Source organism: Chryseobacterium cheonjiense, assembly GCF_012927265.1.
In the GTDB taxonomy this organism is placed as follows: domain Bacteria; phylum Bacteroidota; class Bacteroidia; order Flavobacteriales; family Weeksellaceae; genus Chryseobacterium; species Chryseobacterium cheonjiense.
Map to the genome: position 1 here is coordinate 43,404 of NZ_JABBGF010000001.1, position 18,027 is coordinate 61,430.

The window sequence follows — 18,027 nt, forward strand, 5'->3', positions numbered from 1 at the left end:
AATTTTTTTATATTTGTTGAATTGAAATCAAGATTTGTTATGAGAAAACTATATGCTATCGTATGTTTAGCTCTTTTGTCAAATGCATACAAAGCACAAGAAACATTACCATACTATCAACAATACCTTTTGGATGGTGAGTTTCTGTTCAACCCAGCACAATACGGAAAAACTGACTATGTGCAACTTAATCTTAACTATCAGCAGCAATTTTCGAAGTTCAGTGAGTCTCCAAACGTACAGTCGGTGGGGATCAACGCGAACATCTTTGATAGAGTAGGAGCAGGTTTGTCTGTATTCAGAGACAGTAATGGTCCTATTTCTGCAGGAGGTATTACGGCTGGTGCTTCATATTTTATTCCTCTTAGCAGCGAAGGAGACAGAAAAGACCAGTTTTCTTTCGGTACAAGCGTGAGCTTTTACAACATGAATTTTGATTATTCAAAAATTAATACGCAAGATGCTTCAGATCCTTTATTACAGGGAAGTGAAAGCAATATTTTTATGGCATATGCCAACTTTGGGGCACAGGCTACCTATAGAAATATTTTCGCAGGAGTTTCCGTTAATGACATCGCCCTTACCAATGATGAGGCAATTGTAAACGGACGTGAACCTTCTCCGATCAAATTTTTCTTAAACTTAGGATATGACTGGCATGTAGGAGATAACATCTATTTCACACCGTCAGCTTTAATTAACCTTAATACAAACTCTACAAGAACGATTGATTACAACTTAATGGCAACGTTCTTTAATGATATCAATGCATTCTCTTTCGGGGTTAGCTACAGATCTGTTCAGAACAGATTCGACAGCCAGCAGTTGCAGATTGCACCGGTAGTAAAAGTAAGATTCAACAAATTCATGATTGGAGCTACTTATAACCTGGGATTGTCTGATATTCAGGAATATGGAGGAAACAGCTTCATGATCGGGGTAGGATATAACTTCGATAACTTCATTAACCACAGAGGTTATAGATATTAATTGATTTAATTTAAATAAATTTGAGCTCTGAATTTTTCAGGGCTTTTTTTATGATCTATATTCACATTCCTTTTTGCAAGCAAAAATGCAGCTACTGCAACTTTCATTTTTCCACATCTCTGAATTTTAAAGATGAAATGCTGGCTGCGATGAAAAAGGAGATCTATCTCCGTAAAGATGAATTGCAAAACAAAAACCTGCAGTCTCTGTATTTTGGAGGCGGAACCCCGTCGATTCTTTCACCGGATGAAATAAAATCTCTTATTGATGAGGTTTTACAGTATTTTAGTTTTGAAAATGACATCGAAATAACACTCGAAGCCAATCCCGATGATCTCGATAAAAATTTCCTGAAAGGTCTGGCTGAATCTCCTGTAAACCGCTTGTCTATAGGCACTCAAAGCTTTTTTGAAGCAGATTTAAGATTGATGAACCGGGCACACACTTCAAATGAAGCGGAAGACTCCATCAAAAGGTCTCAGGATTTTGGTTTTGAAAATCTGAGTATAGATTTGATCTATGGCTCGCCAACTTCTAACCTGGAAATCTGGAAAGAAAATTTGAATAAAACGATTGCGCTGGAAGTTCCCCATATCTCATCGTATGCTTTGACAGTAGAGCCCAAAACGGCATTGGAAAACTGGATATCAAAAGGAAAAGTAATCAGTCCGAAAGAAGAGGAGCAGAACCGAGAATTCTATTACCTGTCAGATTTTCTGAAAGATAACGGATTTGAACATTATGAAGTATCCAATTTTGCAAAACCAGGTTTTTATTCAAGACACAATTCTTCTTATTGGAAGTACAAAGAGTATCTGGGAATCGGCCCCTCGGCGCACTCTTATAACGGTTTCGACCGACGAAGCTGGAATATTGCCAACAATCAGCAATATATTAAAAAATTAAACGCGAATCTCCTGGCTAAAGAAGAAGAAATTCTTTCACAGAAAGATCAGTTTAACGAGATGATTATGATTGGACTAAGAACAATCTGGGGAGTTGATCTTGCACGCCTTAATGAAAAATTCAATAATGAAATTCTCGAATATTTCCAGAAAGAAATCAAACTGAAGCTTGAAGAAGGAATTTTAATCATCGAAGAAAATCATTTAAAAATTCCGGAGAAGAATTGGTTTATGGCAGACGGAATCGCTGCAGATTTGTTTGTCGTTTAATTATTATTAAATACTTCGACTCCGGTTAAACATTACATCTACTGTCTGTCTTAAAGATATTGAATCAAATAGTATTAGATGACATCCTGAGCATGTGGAAGCATCTCTTTAAAGAGTAGTATATTATAAGACAATTTCACTATTTTTGTATAAAATTTCAGCTCAATTTTGAAAACGAAAAAGCAAGATTATTCGCATCTTTCACCAAAGCAGCCCATAGGCATTTTTGACAGCGGAGTGGGAGGGTTAACGGTTGCCAAAGAAATTAAAAGACTTCTTCCGCATGAAGACCTGATCTATTTTGGTGATACCAAACACCTTCCTTACGGTGAAAAATCCAGGGAAGCCATCATTGAATATTCTACGAAGATCACTAATTTTTTGCTGGAGCAGAACTGCAAAGCGATCGTAATTGCCTGCAATACCGCCACTGCAAATGCTCTGAATGAAGTTATGCAGTCAGTTGCGGGAAAAGTTCCGGTAATTGACGTGATTAATCCTGTTGCAGAAAAGGTTTCCTATGAAATTCACAATAATGTGGGAGTCATTGCTACAAAAGCTACGGTGAATTCGGGCCTTTATAAGAAAAGTATCAGGAAGCATAATAAGTGGATTAAAGTGGATGAACTGGCAACACCGCTATTAGTCCCTGCTATTGAAGAAGGCTTTAAAAATCATCCGATTACGCATGCGATCATTTATAATTACCTCAGCAACAGTAAGCTGAAAAATATTGAAACCTTAATTTTAGGCTGCACTCATTACCCTTTGTTAATTGATGAAATAAAGCAATATTACGGAAACCGTGTCCGCGTGATTGATTCTCCGAATATCGTAGCCAATCATCTGAAAATTATTCTGGATAAATATAATCTGCTGAACGATCAGAACCCGAATCCGAACTATCATTTTTACCTTTCGGATCTCACCAAAAACTTTGAGAAAATTTCAAAGAAATTCTTTGGTAAAACCATCGATCTGGAATTAAAAGTATTATAAAAAAATAAAAGCTGTTTCAAGGTGAGACAGCTTTGGTTTTATATTTATCTTTTTAAAAAATCAGGATATAAATTTTTTTATCGATAGGATTATTATATTTTTCAAAAACTCCTTTCACGTATTCATTCATGTCTTTATAAGAATTATCCCTTTTACCACTGAATTTATAATCAAATTGATCTCCATAACTATTCACCAATTTAAAATTTTGTGATCCCGGATCTTTTAAGAAATTAGCAATGAACGTTTCTACTTTTTTCTTTTTTAATTTAGTATATCTGCTTGTTTGAAAAAGACTAAGATAACTTTCAGAAGAATATTTAGTAAGTTCTACCATTTCAAAACTGTAATCTCCATCTTCCGAATATATTTTCAAAATAAGACCGGGCAAACCTGAAAACTTGTAAGGTCCGGAGGTAATTGGAATTTCCGGTGCAAACTGTGCAATCCATTTTCTTCCATCTATTTCTATTTGTGCTTCTTGAACTTTATAATCATTATACATCGAAGTTTTATTGATTATTTTCCAGCTTCTTTCTAAAGGTTCATTATAAACATAATATAAATCATTAAACTTTCCATAATAGCTGTAATTATTGTCCTTTTGCGTGATGATAAACCGTAAGTAGGGTATTTCTTTTTGTTTTAGATTACTTATAGAATCTTTGTAAAAAATACTTTGTGATTTAGCTATTGTTTCCAGGCGCATATATTCTGTCTTCATATCAGCATTCTCTTTTTTTGGCCGGAAACTGACTTTATATAAAACATGATATTTTTGAGAGAAGCACATAGAAATCCCGCAAAATAAAACTATTAAAAAAGATAATTTGTTCAGCATTTTATTCATCTTTAAATTTTTCTTTTAAAACGGTTTTATAATATTCTTTTTTAGGGCTGTTTATATGGAGCAAATAATTGTAATTATTGATAAAGTAATATTTTTGACAGCTTTTGGGTAAGTACTGATTAAAAACGTCATTCTGAGTACTTTCAATAATAGGATATTTTGGAAGTGAGATATTAATCTGATTGATATATTTTGCTAAATCACTCATAATATCGTATTGTATTTTATAATTGCAGTTATAATTGTCAACGTCTTTTCTGATGTATTTATTATAGTAATATAAAATAAGTTCTTTTGTCTGAAGATCTAATTTTTTTGTTCCTGTTAGAATAAGGTATAAGGACGCAATCCAGTCATTGATTGCATATTTTTGTATTCTTTCATATGCCTTATCTTCTTTATTAGGATTTGCTGAGGTATGTAATGCTTTAATTTTATCAAGGTAATTGATCAAAACAAGTTCAGAATAATTTATTAATTCCTGAGTATTTTTCTTTGTAGAATATATGTTTTGATATTTGCCAATTTCCTTATATAAAATATAATGTTGTTGATTAACGATGAGGTTATGTAGACTGTCCTTATCACCTTTGAAAGTGATTGATCTATCATTCCCGACATTTAGGGTTAAAGACTCGTCCGGATTAAGGAAAATAGGAATTAATTGGCTTTCATTTTTCCCATTATCGTATTCAATTGTTAAGTAATTGATTTCTGTATTTAATAATGTTTTTTTTTCTTTAGAATTTAGCTTTATGCTGTTAGTTTTATATTTAATATGAAGTGAAACACTATTATTGTTGACAATAGTAATCTGTTGGCTGAATACCCTTAAAAATAAAAATAGTAAAAGAGTAATTAATATTCTTTTACTATATCGATATGTGAATGTCAATTTCAATTTAATTAAGATCGTTTAAATATAATAAATATTGTTATATCCCAATTATGTGAATCGAATTTTGTTGATATATTCTAAATTTCCAAAATCACGTTTTGCCTTTCCATTCTTTTTTTCGGAGTATGCACTGGCTGGTTTTTATCACTTTCGGATCGTTCGCCGATGGTTACGGCAAATAAACTTACGTATTTTTCGCTGCCTAAAATAGTATCATATTTATCGTTTTCAATGCCTTCCATCGGTGTGGAATCAATTCCCATCTCTGCACATGCCGCAAGCAGCACACCCAGAGAAAGATATACCTGGTGTTTCATCCATGCTTTGATCTCAGCTTCACCTTTAGGTTTTACAAAAGTTTTATAATAATTAATGGATCCTTCCGGCAAGTTTTCTTCAATCTGTCTTTCGAAATCCTCAGGACTCCTTAGAACCCGGAAAACAATAACGTGACTGGATTCCAACACTTTTTCTTTGTTAAAATACGAAACTTCTGCAAGCCGTTGTTTGGTTTCCGGATCAGATACAAACACAAAATTCCAGGGCTGGCTGTTGATGGATGACGGACTTAAATGCAGAATCTCTTTAAGCTGTGCGATTTGTTCATCACTGATCTTTACTTCTGGATTATACTTTTTCACAGTATATCTCGATTTCATTTTTTCTAAAAAGCTCATAATTTTTATACTATATTTTTTATAGTTGCAAAACTAATGTATGTTTTATATATTTGCAATAACGGTCTAAAATGATAGTATGAAAAAAACGTATTCAATCGACAATAAAGAATATCCTTGCTGTACAACGGTTACGATGAGATTTATCGGCGGAAAATGGAAAGCGGTGATTCTGTATCACCTTGTAGACGGAGCCAAACGATATAACGAATTGAGGAAACTGATTCCTACCATTACGGAAAGAACCCTAAGTCTTCAGCTCAAGCAGCTTGAAGAAGACCACATTATCAACAGGAAAGTGTACACTGAAAAACCGCCTTTAATGGTAGAATATACCTTAACGGATTTTGGGAAAACCCTGATTCCTGTTTTAAAGGAGATTGCAAAATGGGGCGAAAGTGCGGTGGTAACTTCTGAGAAAGTAACGATCGTTTAAAACAAAAAAATCAGGAAATTATTCCTGATTCTGTATTTCTGTTACCTCTTCTTTATTCGGTTCAAAAAAGCTGAAGCTTACGTTGCCGTATTTTCGGGTATCCACTAAATTCGGATGATTGAATTTCATTCTGCTTTGATGCTCTACCACAAGAATTCCGTTTTCTTTCAGGTATTTATTATTTAAAACCAGCGAGATAATTTCCTGATACTTTTTTTCTTCCATTTCGAAAGGCGCATCGGAAAATACAATTTCAAAAGATTTTTTGTTTCTGAATTTTTTCAGCCAGTCGAATACATCTCCTCGCTGAACATTCACCTGCAAAGACATATCGAGTTCAGCAGCAGTCGCATTAATGAACGCCGTATGTTTCGGGTTCATTTCCACGGAAGTAATATCCTGACATCCTCTCGAAGCAAATTCCAGCGTGATGGAGCCGATGCCTGCAAAAAGATCGAGCACGGAAACCGACTGCATATCGTAGGTGTTTTCCAAAATACTGAAAAGCGCCTCTTTCGCAAAGTCCGTAGTAGGTCTTACATCAAAATTTCTCGGAGCTGCTATTTTCTTGGCTTTCCACTTGCCTGAAATGATTCTGTACATATTTGTTGGGTTTTAGACGATAAGAACTGTCAGGAAAATAAGCTTTAACCTGATTTTCAAGTCTAATTTAAAATAAAATTTTTATTGGGAATATTATCGTATACGATTTTCAAATTTTTTACAAATTTCTGAAGCTCTGAAATAAAAGTTTCATTTTCCGTTGTTTCTCCGTACGCAAAGAAATGGGTTTCATTGATTCCGAAACCGATCTTGCTTAAAGTAAACATGATGAAATAAAGAAAATCAACCTCCGAATTGACATCCAGGTTATTGTATAAAATAATTTTCTTCTGGTCTATGGCAAAAAATTCACACTGATTATGATAAAGATTAATATGAATTTCTTTATTGTTTTTGTTTTGGATGGAATTGAGGAACTTCTCTCCCGAAAAATTAAAGTTCACAGGCAAAGCCAGCTCCTTTATCTTTTTATAAAAATTCTTCGGAAACGTATAATAAAACTGAACCTTGAATTTCTCATTGATCGACAGCATCAGCTCTTCTTTCTCCTTATCAACGGGAGCGTTAAACGCAATCAGGTCGAATCCGGCTTCATGCTCGGAAAAACCTTCCGGCATCAGCGTAAAATGATTAAGCGCGGAAATGACATGAATTTCATCAAATCGCTGTTTGATCAATACTTCATCCAGCTTATCTGTGATAAGATTTTCCGGAGATTCTTCATCTTTGAAATAGGATTTTTCTTCCACGATGCTTTTGTTTTTAGCAATCTGGTAGGTTAATCCGTCTTTGGTGAAAAGTAAATTAAGTATGTTCATAGTCCAATTCCTGCAAATTTAGTGAAATTCTACCATTACAGCACCCGATTGATGATGAAGTATGTCCTTATTGTAAAAATCCAGTCCGGTCTGGCTTTCAAGAATATCCCAAACCATTCTTTGCAGGACGCCGTCGCCGATTCCGTGAACGATTTCCAATCTTTTAAGATTGTTTTTCCTGCAAAAATTCAAGGTTTCGAGTAATCTTTCCTTCTGAATGAACAGTCTTTCAAAACTGTCGTAATCATTGGGGTTTTTGACCAGGTTATGAAAGTGCAGATCCAGAATCAAAGCATTTTTCTGATGCTTTTTCGAAATGTTTTTCTTGGGTTCCGGTTTTTTTACAATTTTGATATTTTCATATAAATCGGAACTTTTCGGAACCAATTTTTCTTTCGGATATTGATGGGTGAAGCCATACTCATCTTTAAAAACAACAATATTTCCTTTAACCGAAGTTACAGCCCCGCTCAAATCTTCATCTACCACAGAAACTTTATCACCAATTTTCATAAACTCTAAACTCTAAACTTTAAACCCTGAACTCTAAACCTTCGGTCCCAATTCAATAACTTCCAGATCCTTGATTTCAGAACCGTCAATCACAAAACGCATCATGGTTCTTACCTTATGCCATCCTTGCTTTCCGCATGCTCCCGGATTCAGGTGAAGCAGGCTGTTTTTCTGATCATACATGACCTTTAAAATATGAGAGTGCCCGGAAATAAACAATTTAGGCGCTTTTTCAGCAATTTCCTGTTTAGCCAGTGGCGTATATTTTCCCGGATAACCGCCAATGTGAATCATCAGTACTTCCACATTTTCACAAAAGAAACGGTTGACTTCAGGAAATTCAGACCGTATTTTTGCGTTGTCAATATTTCCGTAAACACCTTTTAAAGGTTTTAGTTTTTCCAATTGCTCAATCACCTCCATGCTGCCGAAATCACCGCCGTGCCATATTTCATCAGCCTCACCGGCATATTCTAAAATCCGTTCATCAATGTATGAATGGGAATCGGAAAGGAGAAGGATTTTTGTCATTGAATCATTGAATTTTGTACAAAGATAAGTTTAAAATTAAATTATTTCATTTCATTGAATAGATAAGGAGGTCATTCTGAATAAAATTTTGCGAAGCATTCTGAAATGAAGAATCTGTAAATATGTTCAGATTTTATTTAAAAGCAAAAACGCAAAGATTAATTTAATGCTTACCATATAAAGAACATACGGGTTTTAAAATCTTTGATCTTTATTCTTTTTCATTATCTAACGAAATCTTATAATAAAGCTTTGTATCTTTTGCGGTAAAAGTAAAGTTAATTAAACAACCTTTATAAAAATGATTCAGCGCAGGAGATGGTAAACGGCTTTATTTACTACATTTGAAAAAATTAAAAAAATGAAGCAGAAACTTTCTATTTTCCTTCTTATGCTCACGGTTGGCTTCGCCAATGCGCAGGTTGAAGAGAAAAAACTGGATGAGCTCGTACAGAACACCCTGAAAACTTTTGATGTACCGGGAATGTCAGTCGGAATCATCAAAGACGGTAAAGTTATTTACTCAAAAGGATTTGGTGTACGCTCTTTAACGACAAAACAGCCGATGGACGACAACACGCTGGTCGGGATTGCCTCCAACTCCAAAGGTTTTACCTGTACAGCCCTGGCAATTTTAGCGGATGAAGGAAAATTGAACTGGGACGACAACGTTTCAAAATACATCCCGGAATTTCAGATGTACGATCCGTATGTTTCACAGAATGTTACCATTAAAGATCTGGTAACGCACAGAGCAGGATTAGGATTGGGACAGGGAGATCTGATGTTTTTTCCGGAAGGCGGAAATTTAACGGTAAACGATATTGTGCATAATGTTAGATATTTAAAACCTGAAAATCCTTTCAGAACAACATTAGATTATAACAATATCATGTTTATTGTTGCCGGAGAAGTGATCCACAGGATTTCAGGATTAAGCTGGGCCGAATTTATCGAACAGAGGATCATGAAGCCGGTTGGGATGACTTCCAGTTTCGGGAGCTATAACAGGGCAAAAGCCGTTGCCAATAAGATCGACGCCCATGCTCCTGTTGACGGAAAAGCCATCGCCGTTCCTCACGACTGGAACGAAACGGCGAATGCAGCAGGAGGCATTATGAGCAACATCAAAGACATGACCACATGGGCTGAATTTCTATTGAATAATTTCACCACGAAAGACGGTAAAAAATTAGTTTCAGACAAAAATGTGCAACAGCTGTGGAGCCTGCAGATTCCGGCGGGAGTTGCCGCTAAAAATCCTTACGATACCAGCTTCTACGGATATGGAATGGGATGGTTTTTAAGTGATGTGAAAGGCCACAAGCAAATTCAGCACACGGGAGGATTGATCGGAACGGTGACGCAGTTTACCTTAATTCCGGATATGAAGCTGGGAATCGTAGTATTGACCAACCAACAATCCGGAGCGGCTTTTAATACCATTACCAATACCGTAAAAGATTCATACCTAGGCATGGCCGACAGAAACTGGCTGAAAACCTACGGCGAAAGGATGAAGAAAATGGAAGAAAGTTTTAACCAACAGAAAAAAGAAGCGTTTGCCAAATCGGAAGCTTTCAGGAAAGATAAAAACCTTCAGCCAAAAGTAGAGCAGTTTACCGGGACTTATCATGATCAATGGTTCGGCGATGTGGAAATTGCGCAGCAGGGAAATGCCTACAGAATTTCCTGCAAAAGTTCTCCAAGATTAAAAGGGGAGCTGCTTCCGTATTCCAATAATTCTTTCATCATCAAATGGGACGACAGAAGCTACGATGCCGATGCTTATATTATTTTTGATTACGATGAAACAGGAAAAGCACAGTCGGCGAGGTTAAAACCGATTTCCGATGTTACGGATTTCAGTTTTGACTTTGATGATCTGGATCTGAGACGAAAATAATTAATAAAAAATCATTCAGGGGATGGTTATCAATAGGGACGGGCAATGTCATCCTGAGCTTGTCGAAGGAAGCCCGTCTTTTGTTTTGAATGTAGAAAAAAGGCTTTAGCCGAAAATTATTGGTTAATTTGTTTGAACTTTTTATTTAACCACAAAAGTCACAAAAGCTCTTAAGCACATAAGTCACATTAGATTAAAGGATAAAGCTTTGTGTCTATTTTAGAACACATAAGCTTTAAAAAATCTTTGATTTTTTTTCTAATGTGCTCTGAAATATTTTCGATATTTTAAAAAATTCTTCTGTGACTGATGTGTTAATGTCTCTGTGAAATCTGTGGGAGATTTTAATCACAAAAGTGCAAAAGCTTTTTAAACACATGAGTCACATTAGATTAAAGGATAAAGCTTTGCGCATATTTTAGAACACATGAGTTTTTAGAATTGAAACGATCCGGTGGCTGAGGCACTCGAAGCCACCGGATCGTTTCATTTTATTTTCCCCGGATCGTAGAAAAACATCAGTCGCTTTTTAGCACCATCAAATTCCGACCACGAATTGCAGTCGATTTCAAAACCCGCAACGCCGCAGGTCGGGAAGTGGAAGATGTCTTCGGAAATAGAATTCGCGAAATTGGAAATCCCGTTGTTGTGCGAGAAAAACGCTACGGAATTTACATTATCATCAAGATCATAGATCACAGATTCAAAATTGCTTTCTGAAGGGTTATAAAGCTTCTCATTCGTTGTAATATTGATGTTGTAGGACTGGTTGAAAATTTTGCAGGTATTCAGTGCACGCACCGCCGGGCTCGACACGAAGTAATCGATCGCCACATTATTATTTTTCATAAACCGGGACATATGCATCGCTTCTTCCAACCCCTTGTCTGCCAATGGTCTGTCGAAGTCTTCCGTTTCTTCCGGCCAGTCGCTCTTCGCATGTCTTACAAGAATGAGTTTCTTCATATTTTCGTTTTTAGAAAATTAAAATTATAAAAAAATTAGCGGAATAAAAACATGATTTATAAAAAAAATGTGTTTAGAATAAAATCATTAAAATTTACTAAATTTGCAAACCTATGGGACAAATCCTTGCAATAGACTACGGAAAGGCTCGCTGCGGAATTGCAGCCACCGATGATATGCAGATCATTGCAAGCGGTTTGGATACCGTATCGACGCCGCTTCTTACTGAATTTTTAAAGAAATATTTCGGCGAAAATAAAGTAGATGAAGTCGTGATCGGGCTTCCCGTAGATCTGAAAGGAAATATCTCCGAAGTGGAAACCGACATTCTGCAGTTTATCGAAATTTTTAAAAAAGAATTTCCAGCCGTGAAAGTCAGCCGCTTCGACGAAAGATTTACATCCAAGATGGCTTCTTTTTTTATCTCCCAAAGCGGGAAAAGTAAAAAACAGAGACAGCAGAAAGGATTAATAGATAAAGTAAGTGCAACCATCATATTGCAGAATTTTTTAGAACAAAGAACAAGATGATTTTACCGATAAGAGCCTTTGGTGACCCCGTATTGAGAAAAGTAGGAAAGGATATTGATAAAGACTATCCCAACCTGCAGGAACTGATTGAGAACATGTTCGAGACCATGTACAGCGCCAACGGAATTGGGTTGGCTGCCCCGCAGATCGGGCTGGATATCCGTCTGTTTGTCATTGATGTAAGTCCTTTGGCGGAAGATGAAGATTATGAGGACATCAAAGATGAGCTGGCAGAATTCAAAAAAGTGTTCATCAATGCTAAAATTCTTGAAGAATCCGGGGAAGAGTGGAAATTCAACGAAGGATGCCTGTCTATTCCGGATGTGAGAGAAGATGTGAAGAGAAAAGGCACGATCGTGATCGAATATTATGACGAAAATTTTGTAAAACATACAGAAACTTTTTCCGATATTAGAGCCCGCGTAATTCAGCATGAATACGATCACATTGAAGGGATTTTGTTTACAGACCACCTCAGCGCCCTGAAAAAGAAGCTGGTAAAAGGAAAACTGACCAAAATTACCCAGGGCGACGTAAGCATCGGTTACAAAATGAGATTTCCAAAATAGTTTACATTAAAAATAAAGAAAATAAGAAAGCGCAAAAAAGCTGTCACACTAAGCTTGCCGAAGTGGAACAGCCGATTGCAGAATTTACAAAAAATAAAATTATGCTGTTAGAAAAAATAATTTCAATTTCAGGAAAACCAGGACTTTACAAATTAGTTTCTCAGTTAAGAAACGGATTTATCATTGAAGATGTTACTACGAAGAAAAAAGTTAGCATTGGGAATTCCAGCCAGGTGAGCCTGTTGGATAATATTGCGATGTTCACTTTTGATAAAGAAGTTCCTTTGTTCGAAGTTTTTGAAAATATTGCCAAAAACTATGACTACAAGGAAGCCATTCACCACAAAGCATCTGATGCTGAACTGAAAGAATTCATGACGGCTTCTCTTCCTAATTACGATACCGAAAGAGTATATGCTTCCGATATCAAGAAACTGGCACAGTGGTACAACATCCTTCATAAAGCAGGATACATCACTCCGGAAAGCTTCGTAAAAGCAGAGCCTGAAACACTGGAAGGCGAACCGGCAACGGAAGAAGTAAACGTAGAAAAAGAAGCGCCTAAAAAAGCTGCTCCAAAAGCTGAAAAGCCAGCCGCTCCAAAAGTAAAAGCCACTTCTGCAGCCAAAGCAGCTCCGAAAAGCACGCACAGAAAACAGGGATAATTGATTTATCTTACTTAAAATATGAACCTCATCAGATTTGATGAGGTTTTTTGTTTTTGTGATGAAATGAAGAATATTCTATTATTAATTCAGTGTAAATACGGATTGCCGTAAATATGAAATATTTCTTATTATTACATTTGTGAATTGATTGCTATAAAATATCAACCATACTTGTTATAAATTATGGCACCCCACAATTTGTTAATATCAGAACAATGCTTTTGAATTTCTGTATATTGCCAATTAAATTTTAATTAGATGGTAAATTGCTGAATGTTTGATGCATATAAAGTAATTGCTAGTTATTTATTTAAATATTGGTTATATGATTATATAACTAAATAATTTTTAAAAACGATCTTATGGAAGATAGATACAGTATATTAAGGCCTTTAACAATTGCAGAACAAGAAATATTTGCACTTGAAATGTGCAACTTTTTTTCACCCTTAAGTTATAGAGAAAACTGTGCTTTGCTTGAAATTAAAGCTGATGAAAAAACTATTAGACCATTAACTTTTGGCGATTTTCTGAGATATTTAAAAATAAAAACAGAAATTGATTCTTACAAATATGTGCGTCATTTAGATGTATTAATTCAAAAGTTTATCAATAATGGTTTTTTCGTAAGAGCAGGAGATTCTGTTACAGGATCTCCACCATTGAATCATTGCTATTATGCTCAATTTGAATTAACTAAAATTCAAAGCACTAATATTTTTTGGCTTGGGAATATTTTAGGTGAAGAATATCTAATGCAAAAATATAAACCTTTTATAATACGGTTTGAGGGAGAATATCAAAATAATATATCTGGAACTGGCTCTGGTATTTTGATAAATAAAAATACAATATTAACTTGTCGACACAATTTGACAGATTTGCTAAAATACAAATGCTTTTCTGGTGAAACAGAATTAGAAATAATTGACCACAAGTATCATGAAAAACATGATATAGGGATAGTAAAATTAAAAAACGACATAAACATTTCGGTTTTTCCATATTTTGGATTACCATATGTGTTAGACAATACAATAACAATGGGATATCCACCATTAAGAGGAATGCGAGAAGCTCCACTAATATCACAAAAAGGAGAAATTAATGCATTAAGTAAAGATTGGGGGAATTGTGATTGTATAACAATTTCGTCAACTGTTCGACCAGGTAATAGCGGAGGCCCTGTAATTTCTAATAAAGGTTACATCGTTGGAATTGTAACTCAATATGCAAATTCAGCAGAATCTGTGTCCGCTGATAAAGCAGGTTTTAAAGATAATAATTCAATTCCCTTTTATAATGCGATTGCTTCAACGAGTATTATTCAGATTTTATCTGAACTTGATAACTCTTTTCCTATAATATTTGAAAATTATCAATAAAATGCCTAAGCTTATAAGTCTTGGAATAGCGGGAGGAAACTGCAAAGCTAAACTGTTGTTATTCACTCAAACTTTTGCAAAATGCTAGATTTGAGCTTTATTACCATAAATATAATAACACCTATAAAATGCATGTGTTGTTATAATTGATCTCAAAACAATAACTTTACTTTTTATTATATTTACTTTAATTAACTTTTCACTAATTTCTTTTGAAAAATAATCATGAAAATAACAACAGGTATTAATAATTTTGATATTATTTCCTCAGGAACAGTAATCGCGTTTGATGATGAAACTATAAATTTTGATTTTGCTGAAAATTTAAAATATAGACTCAAATTTGTCACAGATGTCGAAGATAAAAGCGACAGGATGGACTTTAAAATACTAGATGAAACCTGTATGTTAATATTATTAATAAATTTTGCAGAAACTCTTGGAGGAGGAAATGCTGAACCGTTACTCTTAGGACATCTTGATGGCCGAAATATATATTTGAACTTTTATGTCTCAATATATGGCAATGATAGGAAAGTTTTGAATTATACGTGGTACCGCAGAGAATCAACAGGCAATGAATAATGTTACTCTACCAAAAGATAAAGAACTTGCAAAGCAGGTGATTGAATCACAAAGTGAAGCTGCTGCTAAAGCAATTGATCAAGGCTGGCTAGGAAAGATTTGGGGGAACTCTTTGAATGCTCCAAATAATATTGCTGGCTTAACAGTAATATGTTTAATCTTAGTAGGTATAATTTATACAATTTCAACTTCTCAGGTCAAAAGCGAAGATTTAAATTTGTCCATAAAAGATTTTTGGGCTATCATAACGCCATTGATAACATTGTCGATAGGTTATTTATTTGGTGATAAACGCGCAAAAAAATAATTCAATTTATTTAGGAAAACTTGAATTTGGTATAAATTATTAGTACTTGTATCCACTTTTATTAAATTGTTTGTTGAATGTTTGGGTGCAATTACTATTACAAGATAATATAATCTCAAAAACGATTTGTAAGTGTTTAATCTTTAAAGCACGGAACTTAATTTTGTTGATTGCATAATTAAATTATGATGAAATGAAAAAATGTATTTGGTGTAGCCGAAATGATAATGATGTAAATTTTAATACCTTAGCACATACTTTTCCTCAATCATTAGGAGGCAAAAACATCTGCCTAAATGTATGCGACTCCTGCAACTTTGAGTTTGGGAAAAAACAAAGCTTTCAGCCATCTGTTGATTTGGCAGTCAAGGAGATCTTTAATCTTTCAAGATTTTTAATTTCAGATAGTAAAAATATTTCTTCTTACAAAAGGTTCAGCTCAGAATATTTTAAAGTGAATCTGCAACGAAGACAGATTAATATCAAAATGAAGTATAAACTTCAAAGCAAATTTCAAGAAAATTTTGCTAGGAGTTTCAAGCGAGGTATATATAAAATATTCTTAGAAGAAAGAGAAAGAATCTGTGGAGATTCTCATTCTGACGAATTTAATTTTATCAGGGAGTTTTCACGATATAATTTAAATGATGTGCCCTTATATTACTTAAGGCCTCGATATCCTATTTTACTTATTGATCAAGAGCAGTTGGATAATCCTAAACTTCACTTTACGGAGTCAGATTTGGAACTACATAGAAAATATAGATTGTATGAGTTTTATTATGGAGGATATAGCTACCTGCTTCATACCAATGCATTTATGCAGGATCTACATATCAATAAATATAATGCAGAAGTCGTGATGAAAAATAAAAATAGTATGATTTTATCAACTTTAGTACAAATTCATAGAATGGAAGATTTAGATTTTAGATATAATCTCTTTAATGATGGATTATAAACTGTATAAATATAAATCTCAAAATTAGATAGAATTTATATCTGAAATGATGCTTAATATTCTACATTAAAAACCATTTATTATTCTTGTTCGCGTCATGAGTTCTATTCCATCCCCTCAATCCCCACCACCTCACTTTCCATCACCTTCGTTCCGCTTTCATTATAAATCTGTTTCACGGTAACTTTTATGCGGTCATGTTGCGGAGTAGGGAAGTCCATCAGTTCGGAAATATTTTTAAAGCCGAAAGCTTTTGCCAGCAACGAAATGTGGCGGGTAGAATATTTATGACGCTGTGTATAGGATTCTACATTATTTACGAAACTTTTTGCTACACACATTTTTAGACTTAACTGCTCTGCGCTAAGTTTCTTGGTTGTACGGATTTTTCTTACATGATTTATAAATTCAAAATCAAATCCGGTAACATCCGGTAATGGCCTGCCCCAGAGACAGGCCGGCTCCGGTATGCTTAAGAAGAGAAAATTTTTTGTATACCTTTCAAAAGGTCAAGATCCTTTGTTTTGCTTTGCGATAAATAAGTTAAAGCGCATCTAATCTGCGTAATCCGCGCAATCCGCGGGATATTGATAAAAATAGGATGAATATTAGAAATCTAACGCTACGATCGCAAAGCAATGTTTTATTGCTTGTTAATTTACGATCGTTACGGCACTCTGTTCAGCGAATGATAGCAACGCATATTCAATTGTTATCTGCTAACTAATTTGATGAAGCGCATTATCTCATCTGTGTAATCTGTGTAATCAGCGGGATATTAAATAAAATAACTGATGAATATTAGAATGATAGCAACGCGTATTCAATTGTTAATCTCTTGAAGCACATGTATCATTTACTAAGTAAAACAGTTTATGCTGAGCCTGCCGAAGCAACTTTGCGAACTTAAAAGCAATGGCTATAAAAAAAATCTTAGCGACTCTTTGCGTTAAAAACTATGATGCTTAATAACGGATAATTAAAAATGATGAAAAAGAAAAAAACCGACTTCGAATCCCGGTTCTGGTCCGGCTCCCGGAAACATTCTGCAACAGGATTGCTGGAGGCATTTTTCCAGTTCAATAACCTGACCGAAGTAAAAGAAAGCCTCACCCTAATGGTACAGTGTTACAGAAGCAAACACGGATCAGGAAAGATCCTGCCGAAGTGTTCCATTTGTATTTGTCGTTGCGGTCGTTGGTTCGTGCCTTTTTTCTGATCTCGAAAAAAGCAAAGAAAGGGAAGTTCAAAGTTCCTCTGGAAAACCTTTCTCAAAACCTGACTTTCCTTTCAGCGGAAGAATGCCAAAATCCGGTGCAGATAATCCGGAGTGCTTTTGCCATCTGCAACTTGCAGGACTTCGATGCGTTTCTGTCGGCGATGGTGTATTTCTCGCTGGGAAGTTCAACGTGTGATGAGGAACAGAGGATCATTATTCCGTATCTCCACCTCATGAAAATGCTGGATGCCGCCTGGCTGATCGTGGAAAGGACTTCAAAATAAACTGTAGATTTTTAACTATAAAGTCACAAAAGCTTTTAACACATGAGTCACATTAGATAAAAGATGAGGCTTTGCGCATATTTTAGAACATAGAAGAAAAATCAAAGATTTTTAAACTTTTGTAACACATAAATATATATAATTCTCTGTGAAAATCTGTGCTAATCTGTATTATAAATTCTCCCACTGATCGCAC

The 18,027-nt window shown here is 35.0% G+C and carries 22 protein-coding genes; 13 read left to right on the forward strand and 9 right to left on the reverse strand.

All coding sequences use genetic code 11. The features are described 5' to 3' along the window. Positions 1–39 precede the first annotated feature (39 nt). From HHL20_RS00205 to murI, 3 genes are all read left to right on the forward strand, one after another. Positions 40–990 carry a PorP/SprF family type IX secretion system membrane protein gene (locus HHL20_RS00205; protein ID WP_029298699.1) on the forward strand — a complete coding sequence of 317 codons (951 nt, stop codon included), beginning with the start codon at positions 40–42 and terminating at the stop codon, positions 988–990. A 50-nt stretch (positions 991–1,040) separates the two neighbouring features. Next, on the forward strand, positions 1,041–2,165 hold the full coding sequence (gene hemW / locus HHL20_RS00210; protein WP_169231076.1) for a radical SAM family heme chaperone HemW: 1,125 nt from the start codon (positions 1,041–1,043) through the stop codon (positions 2,163–2,165). A 168-nt stretch (positions 2,166–2,333) separates the two neighbouring features. Then, positions 2,334–3,164, forward strand: coding sequence for a glutamate racemase (gene murI, locus HHL20_RS00215; RefSeq protein ID WP_169229211.1), 831 nt, complete (start codon positions 2,334–2,336; stop codon positions 3,162–3,164). A 52-nt stretch (positions 3,165–3,216) separates the two neighbouring features. Here the strand turns inward: murI and HHL20_RS00220 are convergent, their stop codons facing one another. From HHL20_RS00220 to HHL20_RS00230, 3 genes are all read right to left on the reverse strand, one after another. Next, complete coding sequence (locus HHL20_RS00220) at positions 3,217–3,888, reverse strand: GLPGLI family protein (protein ID WP_169229212.1); 672 nt, start codon at positions 3,886–3,888, stop codon at positions 3,217–3,219. Between the two features lie 118 nt (positions 3,889–4,006). Then, complete coding sequence (locus HHL20_RS00225) at positions 4,007–4,909, reverse strand: hypothetical protein (protein WP_169229213.1); 903 nt, start codon at positions 4,907–4,909, stop codon at positions 4,007–4,009. 80 nt (positions 4,910–4,989) lie between these two features. Continuing rightward, on the reverse strand, positions 4,990–5,589 hold the full coding sequence (locus tag HHL20_RS00230) for a nitroreductase family protein (protein WP_169229214.1): 600 nt from the start codon (positions 5,587–5,589) through the stop codon (positions 4,990–4,992). A 79-nt stretch (positions 5,590–5,668) separates the two neighbouring features. Between HHL20_RS00230 and HHL20_RS00235 the strand changes: the two genes are divergently transcribed. Further along, positions 5,669–6,025: a winged helix-turn-helix transcriptional regulator gene (locus HHL20_RS00235; RefSeq protein ID WP_169229215.1), complete on the forward strand. Its 357-nt coding sequence runs from the start codon at positions 5,669–5,671 to the stop codon at positions 6,023–6,025. Positions 6,026–6,043: 18 nt separating this feature from the next. Here the strand turns inward: HHL20_RS00235 and HHL20_RS00240 are convergent, their stop codons facing one another. From HHL20_RS00240 to HHL20_RS00255, 4 genes are all read right to left on the reverse strand, one after another. Continuing rightward, positions 6,044–6,628, reverse strand: a complete 585-nt coding sequence (locus HHL20_RS00240) for an RsmD family RNA methyltransferase (RefSeq protein ID WP_169229216.1) — start codon at positions 6,626–6,628, stop codon at positions 6,044–6,046. Positions 6,629–6,690: 62 nt separating this feature from the next. Continuing rightward, positions 6,691–7,407 (reverse strand): DUF3822 family protein, encoded by a 717-nt coding sequence (locus HHL20_RS00245; RefSeq protein ID WP_169229217.1) that lies wholly within the window; start codon positions 7,405–7,407, stop codon positions 6,691–6,693. An 18-nt stretch (positions 7,408–7,425) separates the two neighbouring features. Further along, positions 7,426–7,920: a Smr/MutS family protein gene (locus HHL20_RS00250; protein ID WP_169229218.1), complete on the reverse strand. Its 495-nt coding sequence runs from the start codon at positions 7,918–7,920 to the stop codon at positions 7,426–7,428. A gap of 33 nt (positions 7,921–7,953) precedes the next feature. Further along, positions 7,954–8,451: a metallophosphoesterase family protein gene (locus tag HHL20_RS00255; RefSeq protein ID WP_169229219.1), complete on the reverse strand. Its 498-nt coding sequence runs from the start codon at positions 8,449–8,451 to the stop codon at positions 7,954–7,956. Positions 8,452–8,812: 361 nt separating this feature from the next. Here HHL20_RS00255 and HHL20_RS00260 point away from each other — a divergent pair, with 361 nt between their 5' ends. After that, the gene (locus HHL20_RS00260; RefSeq protein ID WP_169229220.1) at positions 8,813–10,357 is read left to right on the forward strand and encodes a serine hydrolase; all 1,545 of its coding nucleotides are present in this window, start codon (positions 8,813–8,815) and stop codon (positions 10,355–10,357) included. Between the two features lie 486 nt (positions 10,358–10,843). Here HHL20_RS00260 and HHL20_RS00265 read toward each other — a convergent pair whose 3' ends face one another. Then, complete coding sequence (locus HHL20_RS00265; protein ID WP_169229221.1) at positions 10,844–11,323, reverse strand: SixA phosphatase family protein; 480 nt, start codon at positions 11,321–11,323, stop codon at positions 10,844–10,846. 113 nt (positions 11,324–11,436) lie between these two features. Between HHL20_RS00265 and ruvX the strand changes: the two genes are divergently transcribed. From ruvX to HHL20_RS00300, 7 genes are all read left to right on the forward strand, one after another. After that, positions 11,437–11,853: a Holliday junction resolvase RuvX gene (gene ruvX / locus HHL20_RS00270; RefSeq protein ID WP_169229222.1), complete on the forward strand. Its 417-nt coding sequence runs from the start codon at positions 11,437–11,439 to the stop codon at positions 11,851–11,853. Then, positions 11,850–12,422, forward strand: a complete 573-nt coding sequence (gene def, locus HHL20_RS00275; protein WP_123852564.1) for a peptide deformylase — start codon at positions 11,850–11,852, stop codon at positions 12,420–12,422. The genes ruvX and def overlap by 4 nt, the downstream gene beginning before the upstream one ends. Positions 12,423–12,523: 101 nt before the next feature. Further along, a complete protein-coding gene (locus HHL20_RS00280; protein WP_169229223.1) occupies positions 12,524–13,087 on the forward strand; it encodes a DUF5606 family protein in 564 nt (187 codons plus the stop codon). Between the two features lie 365 nt (positions 13,088–13,452). Then, complete coding sequence (locus HHL20_RS00285) at positions 13,453–14,475, forward strand: S1 family peptidase (RefSeq protein ID WP_169229224.1); 1,023 nt, start codon at positions 13,453–13,455, stop codon at positions 14,473–14,475. Between the two features lie 225 nt (positions 14,476–14,700). Beyond that, the gene (locus HHL20_RS00290) at positions 14,701–15,060 is read left to right on the forward strand and encodes a DUF6864 domain-containing function (RefSeq protein WP_169229225.1); all 360 of its coding nucleotides are present in this window, start codon (positions 14,701–14,703) and stop codon (positions 15,058–15,060) included. Then, entirely contained in the window at positions 15,053–15,367 is a 315-nt protein-coding gene (locus HHL20_RS00295) for a hypothetical protein (RefSeq protein WP_169229226.1), read from the forward strand. The genes HHL20_RS00290 and HHL20_RS00295 overlap by 8 nt, the downstream gene beginning before the upstream one ends. A gap of 193 nt (positions 15,368–15,560) precedes the next feature. Next, complete coding sequence (locus HHL20_RS00300; protein ID WP_169229227.1) at positions 15,561–16,328, forward strand: HNH endonuclease; 768 nt, start codon at positions 15,561–15,563, stop codon at positions 16,326–16,328. 104 nt (positions 16,329–16,432) lie between these two features. Here the strand turns inward: HHL20_RS00300 and HHL20_RS00305 are convergent, their stop codons facing one another. Continuing rightward, positions 16,433–16,669 carry a hypothetical protein gene (locus tag HHL20_RS00305; protein WP_169229228.1) on the reverse strand — a complete coding sequence of 79 codons (237 nt, stop codon included), beginning with the start codon at positions 16,667–16,669 and terminating at the stop codon, positions 16,433–16,435. A 784-nt stretch (positions 16,670–17,453) separates the two neighbouring features. On the opposite strand from HHL20_RS00305, the gene HHL20_RS00310 reads away from it, so the two are divergent. Continuing rightward, positions 17,454–17,831: a hypothetical protein gene (locus HHL20_RS00310; RefSeq protein WP_169229229.1), complete on the forward strand. Its 378-nt coding sequence runs from the start codon at positions 17,454–17,456 to the stop codon at positions 17,829–17,831. Positions 17,832–18,027 lie beyond the last annotated feature (196 nt).

What these genes read in the sequence shown, in the direction of transcription:
- HHL20_RS00255 (WP_169229219.1), bottom strand. Translation starts at nt 8,451, where the DNA reads ATGACAAAAATCCTTCTCCTTTCCGATTCCCATTCATACATTGATGAA.
- hemW (WP_169231076.1), top strand. Translation starts at nt 1,041, where the DNA reads ATGATCTATATTCACATTCCTTTTTGCAAGCAAAAATGCAGCTACTGC.
- HHL20_RS00290 (WP_169229225.1), top strand. Translation starts at nt 14,701, where the DNA reads ATGAAAATAACAACAGGTATTAATAATTTTGATATTATTTCCTCAGGA.
- HHL20_RS00250 (WP_169229218.1), bottom strand. Translation starts at nt 7,920, where the DNA reads ATGAAAATTGGTGATAAAGTTTCTGTGGTAGATGAAGATTTGAGCGGG.
- HHL20_RS00240 (WP_169229216.1), bottom strand. Translation starts at nt 6,628, where the DNA reads ATGTACAGAATCATTTCAGGCAAGTGGAAAGCCAAGAAAATAGCAGCT.
- HHL20_RS00295 (WP_169229226.1), top strand. Translation starts at nt 15,053, where the DNA reads ATGAATAATGTTACTCTACCAAAAGATAAAGAACTTGCAAAGCAGGTG.
- HHL20_RS00245 (WP_169229217.1), bottom strand. Translation starts at nt 7,407, where the DNA reads ATGAACATACTTAATTTACTTTTCACCAAAGACGGATTAACCTACCAG.
- HHL20_RS00285 (WP_169229224.1), top strand. Translation starts at nt 13,453, where the DNA reads ATGGAAGATAGATACAGTATATTAAGGCCTTTAACAATTGCAGAACAA.
- def (WP_123852564.1), top strand. Translation starts at nt 11,850, where the DNA reads ATGATTTTACCGATAAGAGCCTTTGGTGACCCCGTATTGAGAAAAGTA.
- HHL20_RS00300 (WP_169229227.1), top strand. Translation starts at nt 15,561, where the DNA reads ATGAAAAAATGTATTTGGTGTAGCCGAAATGATAATGATGTAAATTTT.
- HHL20_RS00265 (WP_169229221.1), bottom strand. Translation starts at nt 11,323, where the DNA reads ATGAAGAAACTCATTCTTGTAAGACATGCGAAGAGCGACTGGCCGGAA.
- HHL20_RS00305 (WP_169229228.1), bottom strand. Translation starts at nt 16,669, where the DNA reads ATGTGTGTAGCAAAAAGTTTCGTAAATAATGTAGAATCCTATACACAG.
- HHL20_RS00205 (WP_029298699.1), top strand. Translation starts at nt 40, where the DNA reads ATGAGAAAACTATATGCTATCGTATGTTTAGCTCTTTTGTCAAATGCA.
- HHL20_RS00260 (WP_169229220.1), top strand. Translation starts at nt 8,813, where the DNA reads ATGAAGCAGAAACTTTCTATTTTCCTTCTTATGCTCACGGTTGGCTTC.
- HHL20_RS00230 (WP_169229214.1), bottom strand. Translation starts at nt 5,589, where the DNA reads ATGAGCTTTTTAGAAAAAATGAAATCGAGATATACTGTGAAAAAGTAT.
- HHL20_RS00235 (WP_169229215.1), top strand. Translation starts at nt 5,669, where the DNA reads ATGAAAAAAACGTATTCAATCGACAATAAAGAATATCCTTGCTGTACA.
- ruvX (WP_169229222.1), top strand. Translation starts at nt 11,437, where the DNA reads ATGGGACAAATCCTTGCAATAGACTACGGAAAGGCTCGCTGCGGAATT.
- HHL20_RS00220 (WP_169229212.1), bottom strand. Translation starts at nt 3,888, where the DNA reads ATGAAGACAGAATATATGCGCCTGGAAACAATAGCTAAATCACAAAGT.
- HHL20_RS00280 (WP_169229223.1), top strand. Translation starts at nt 12,524, where the DNA reads ATGCTGTTAGAAAAAATAATTTCAATTTCAGGAAAACCAGGACTTTAC.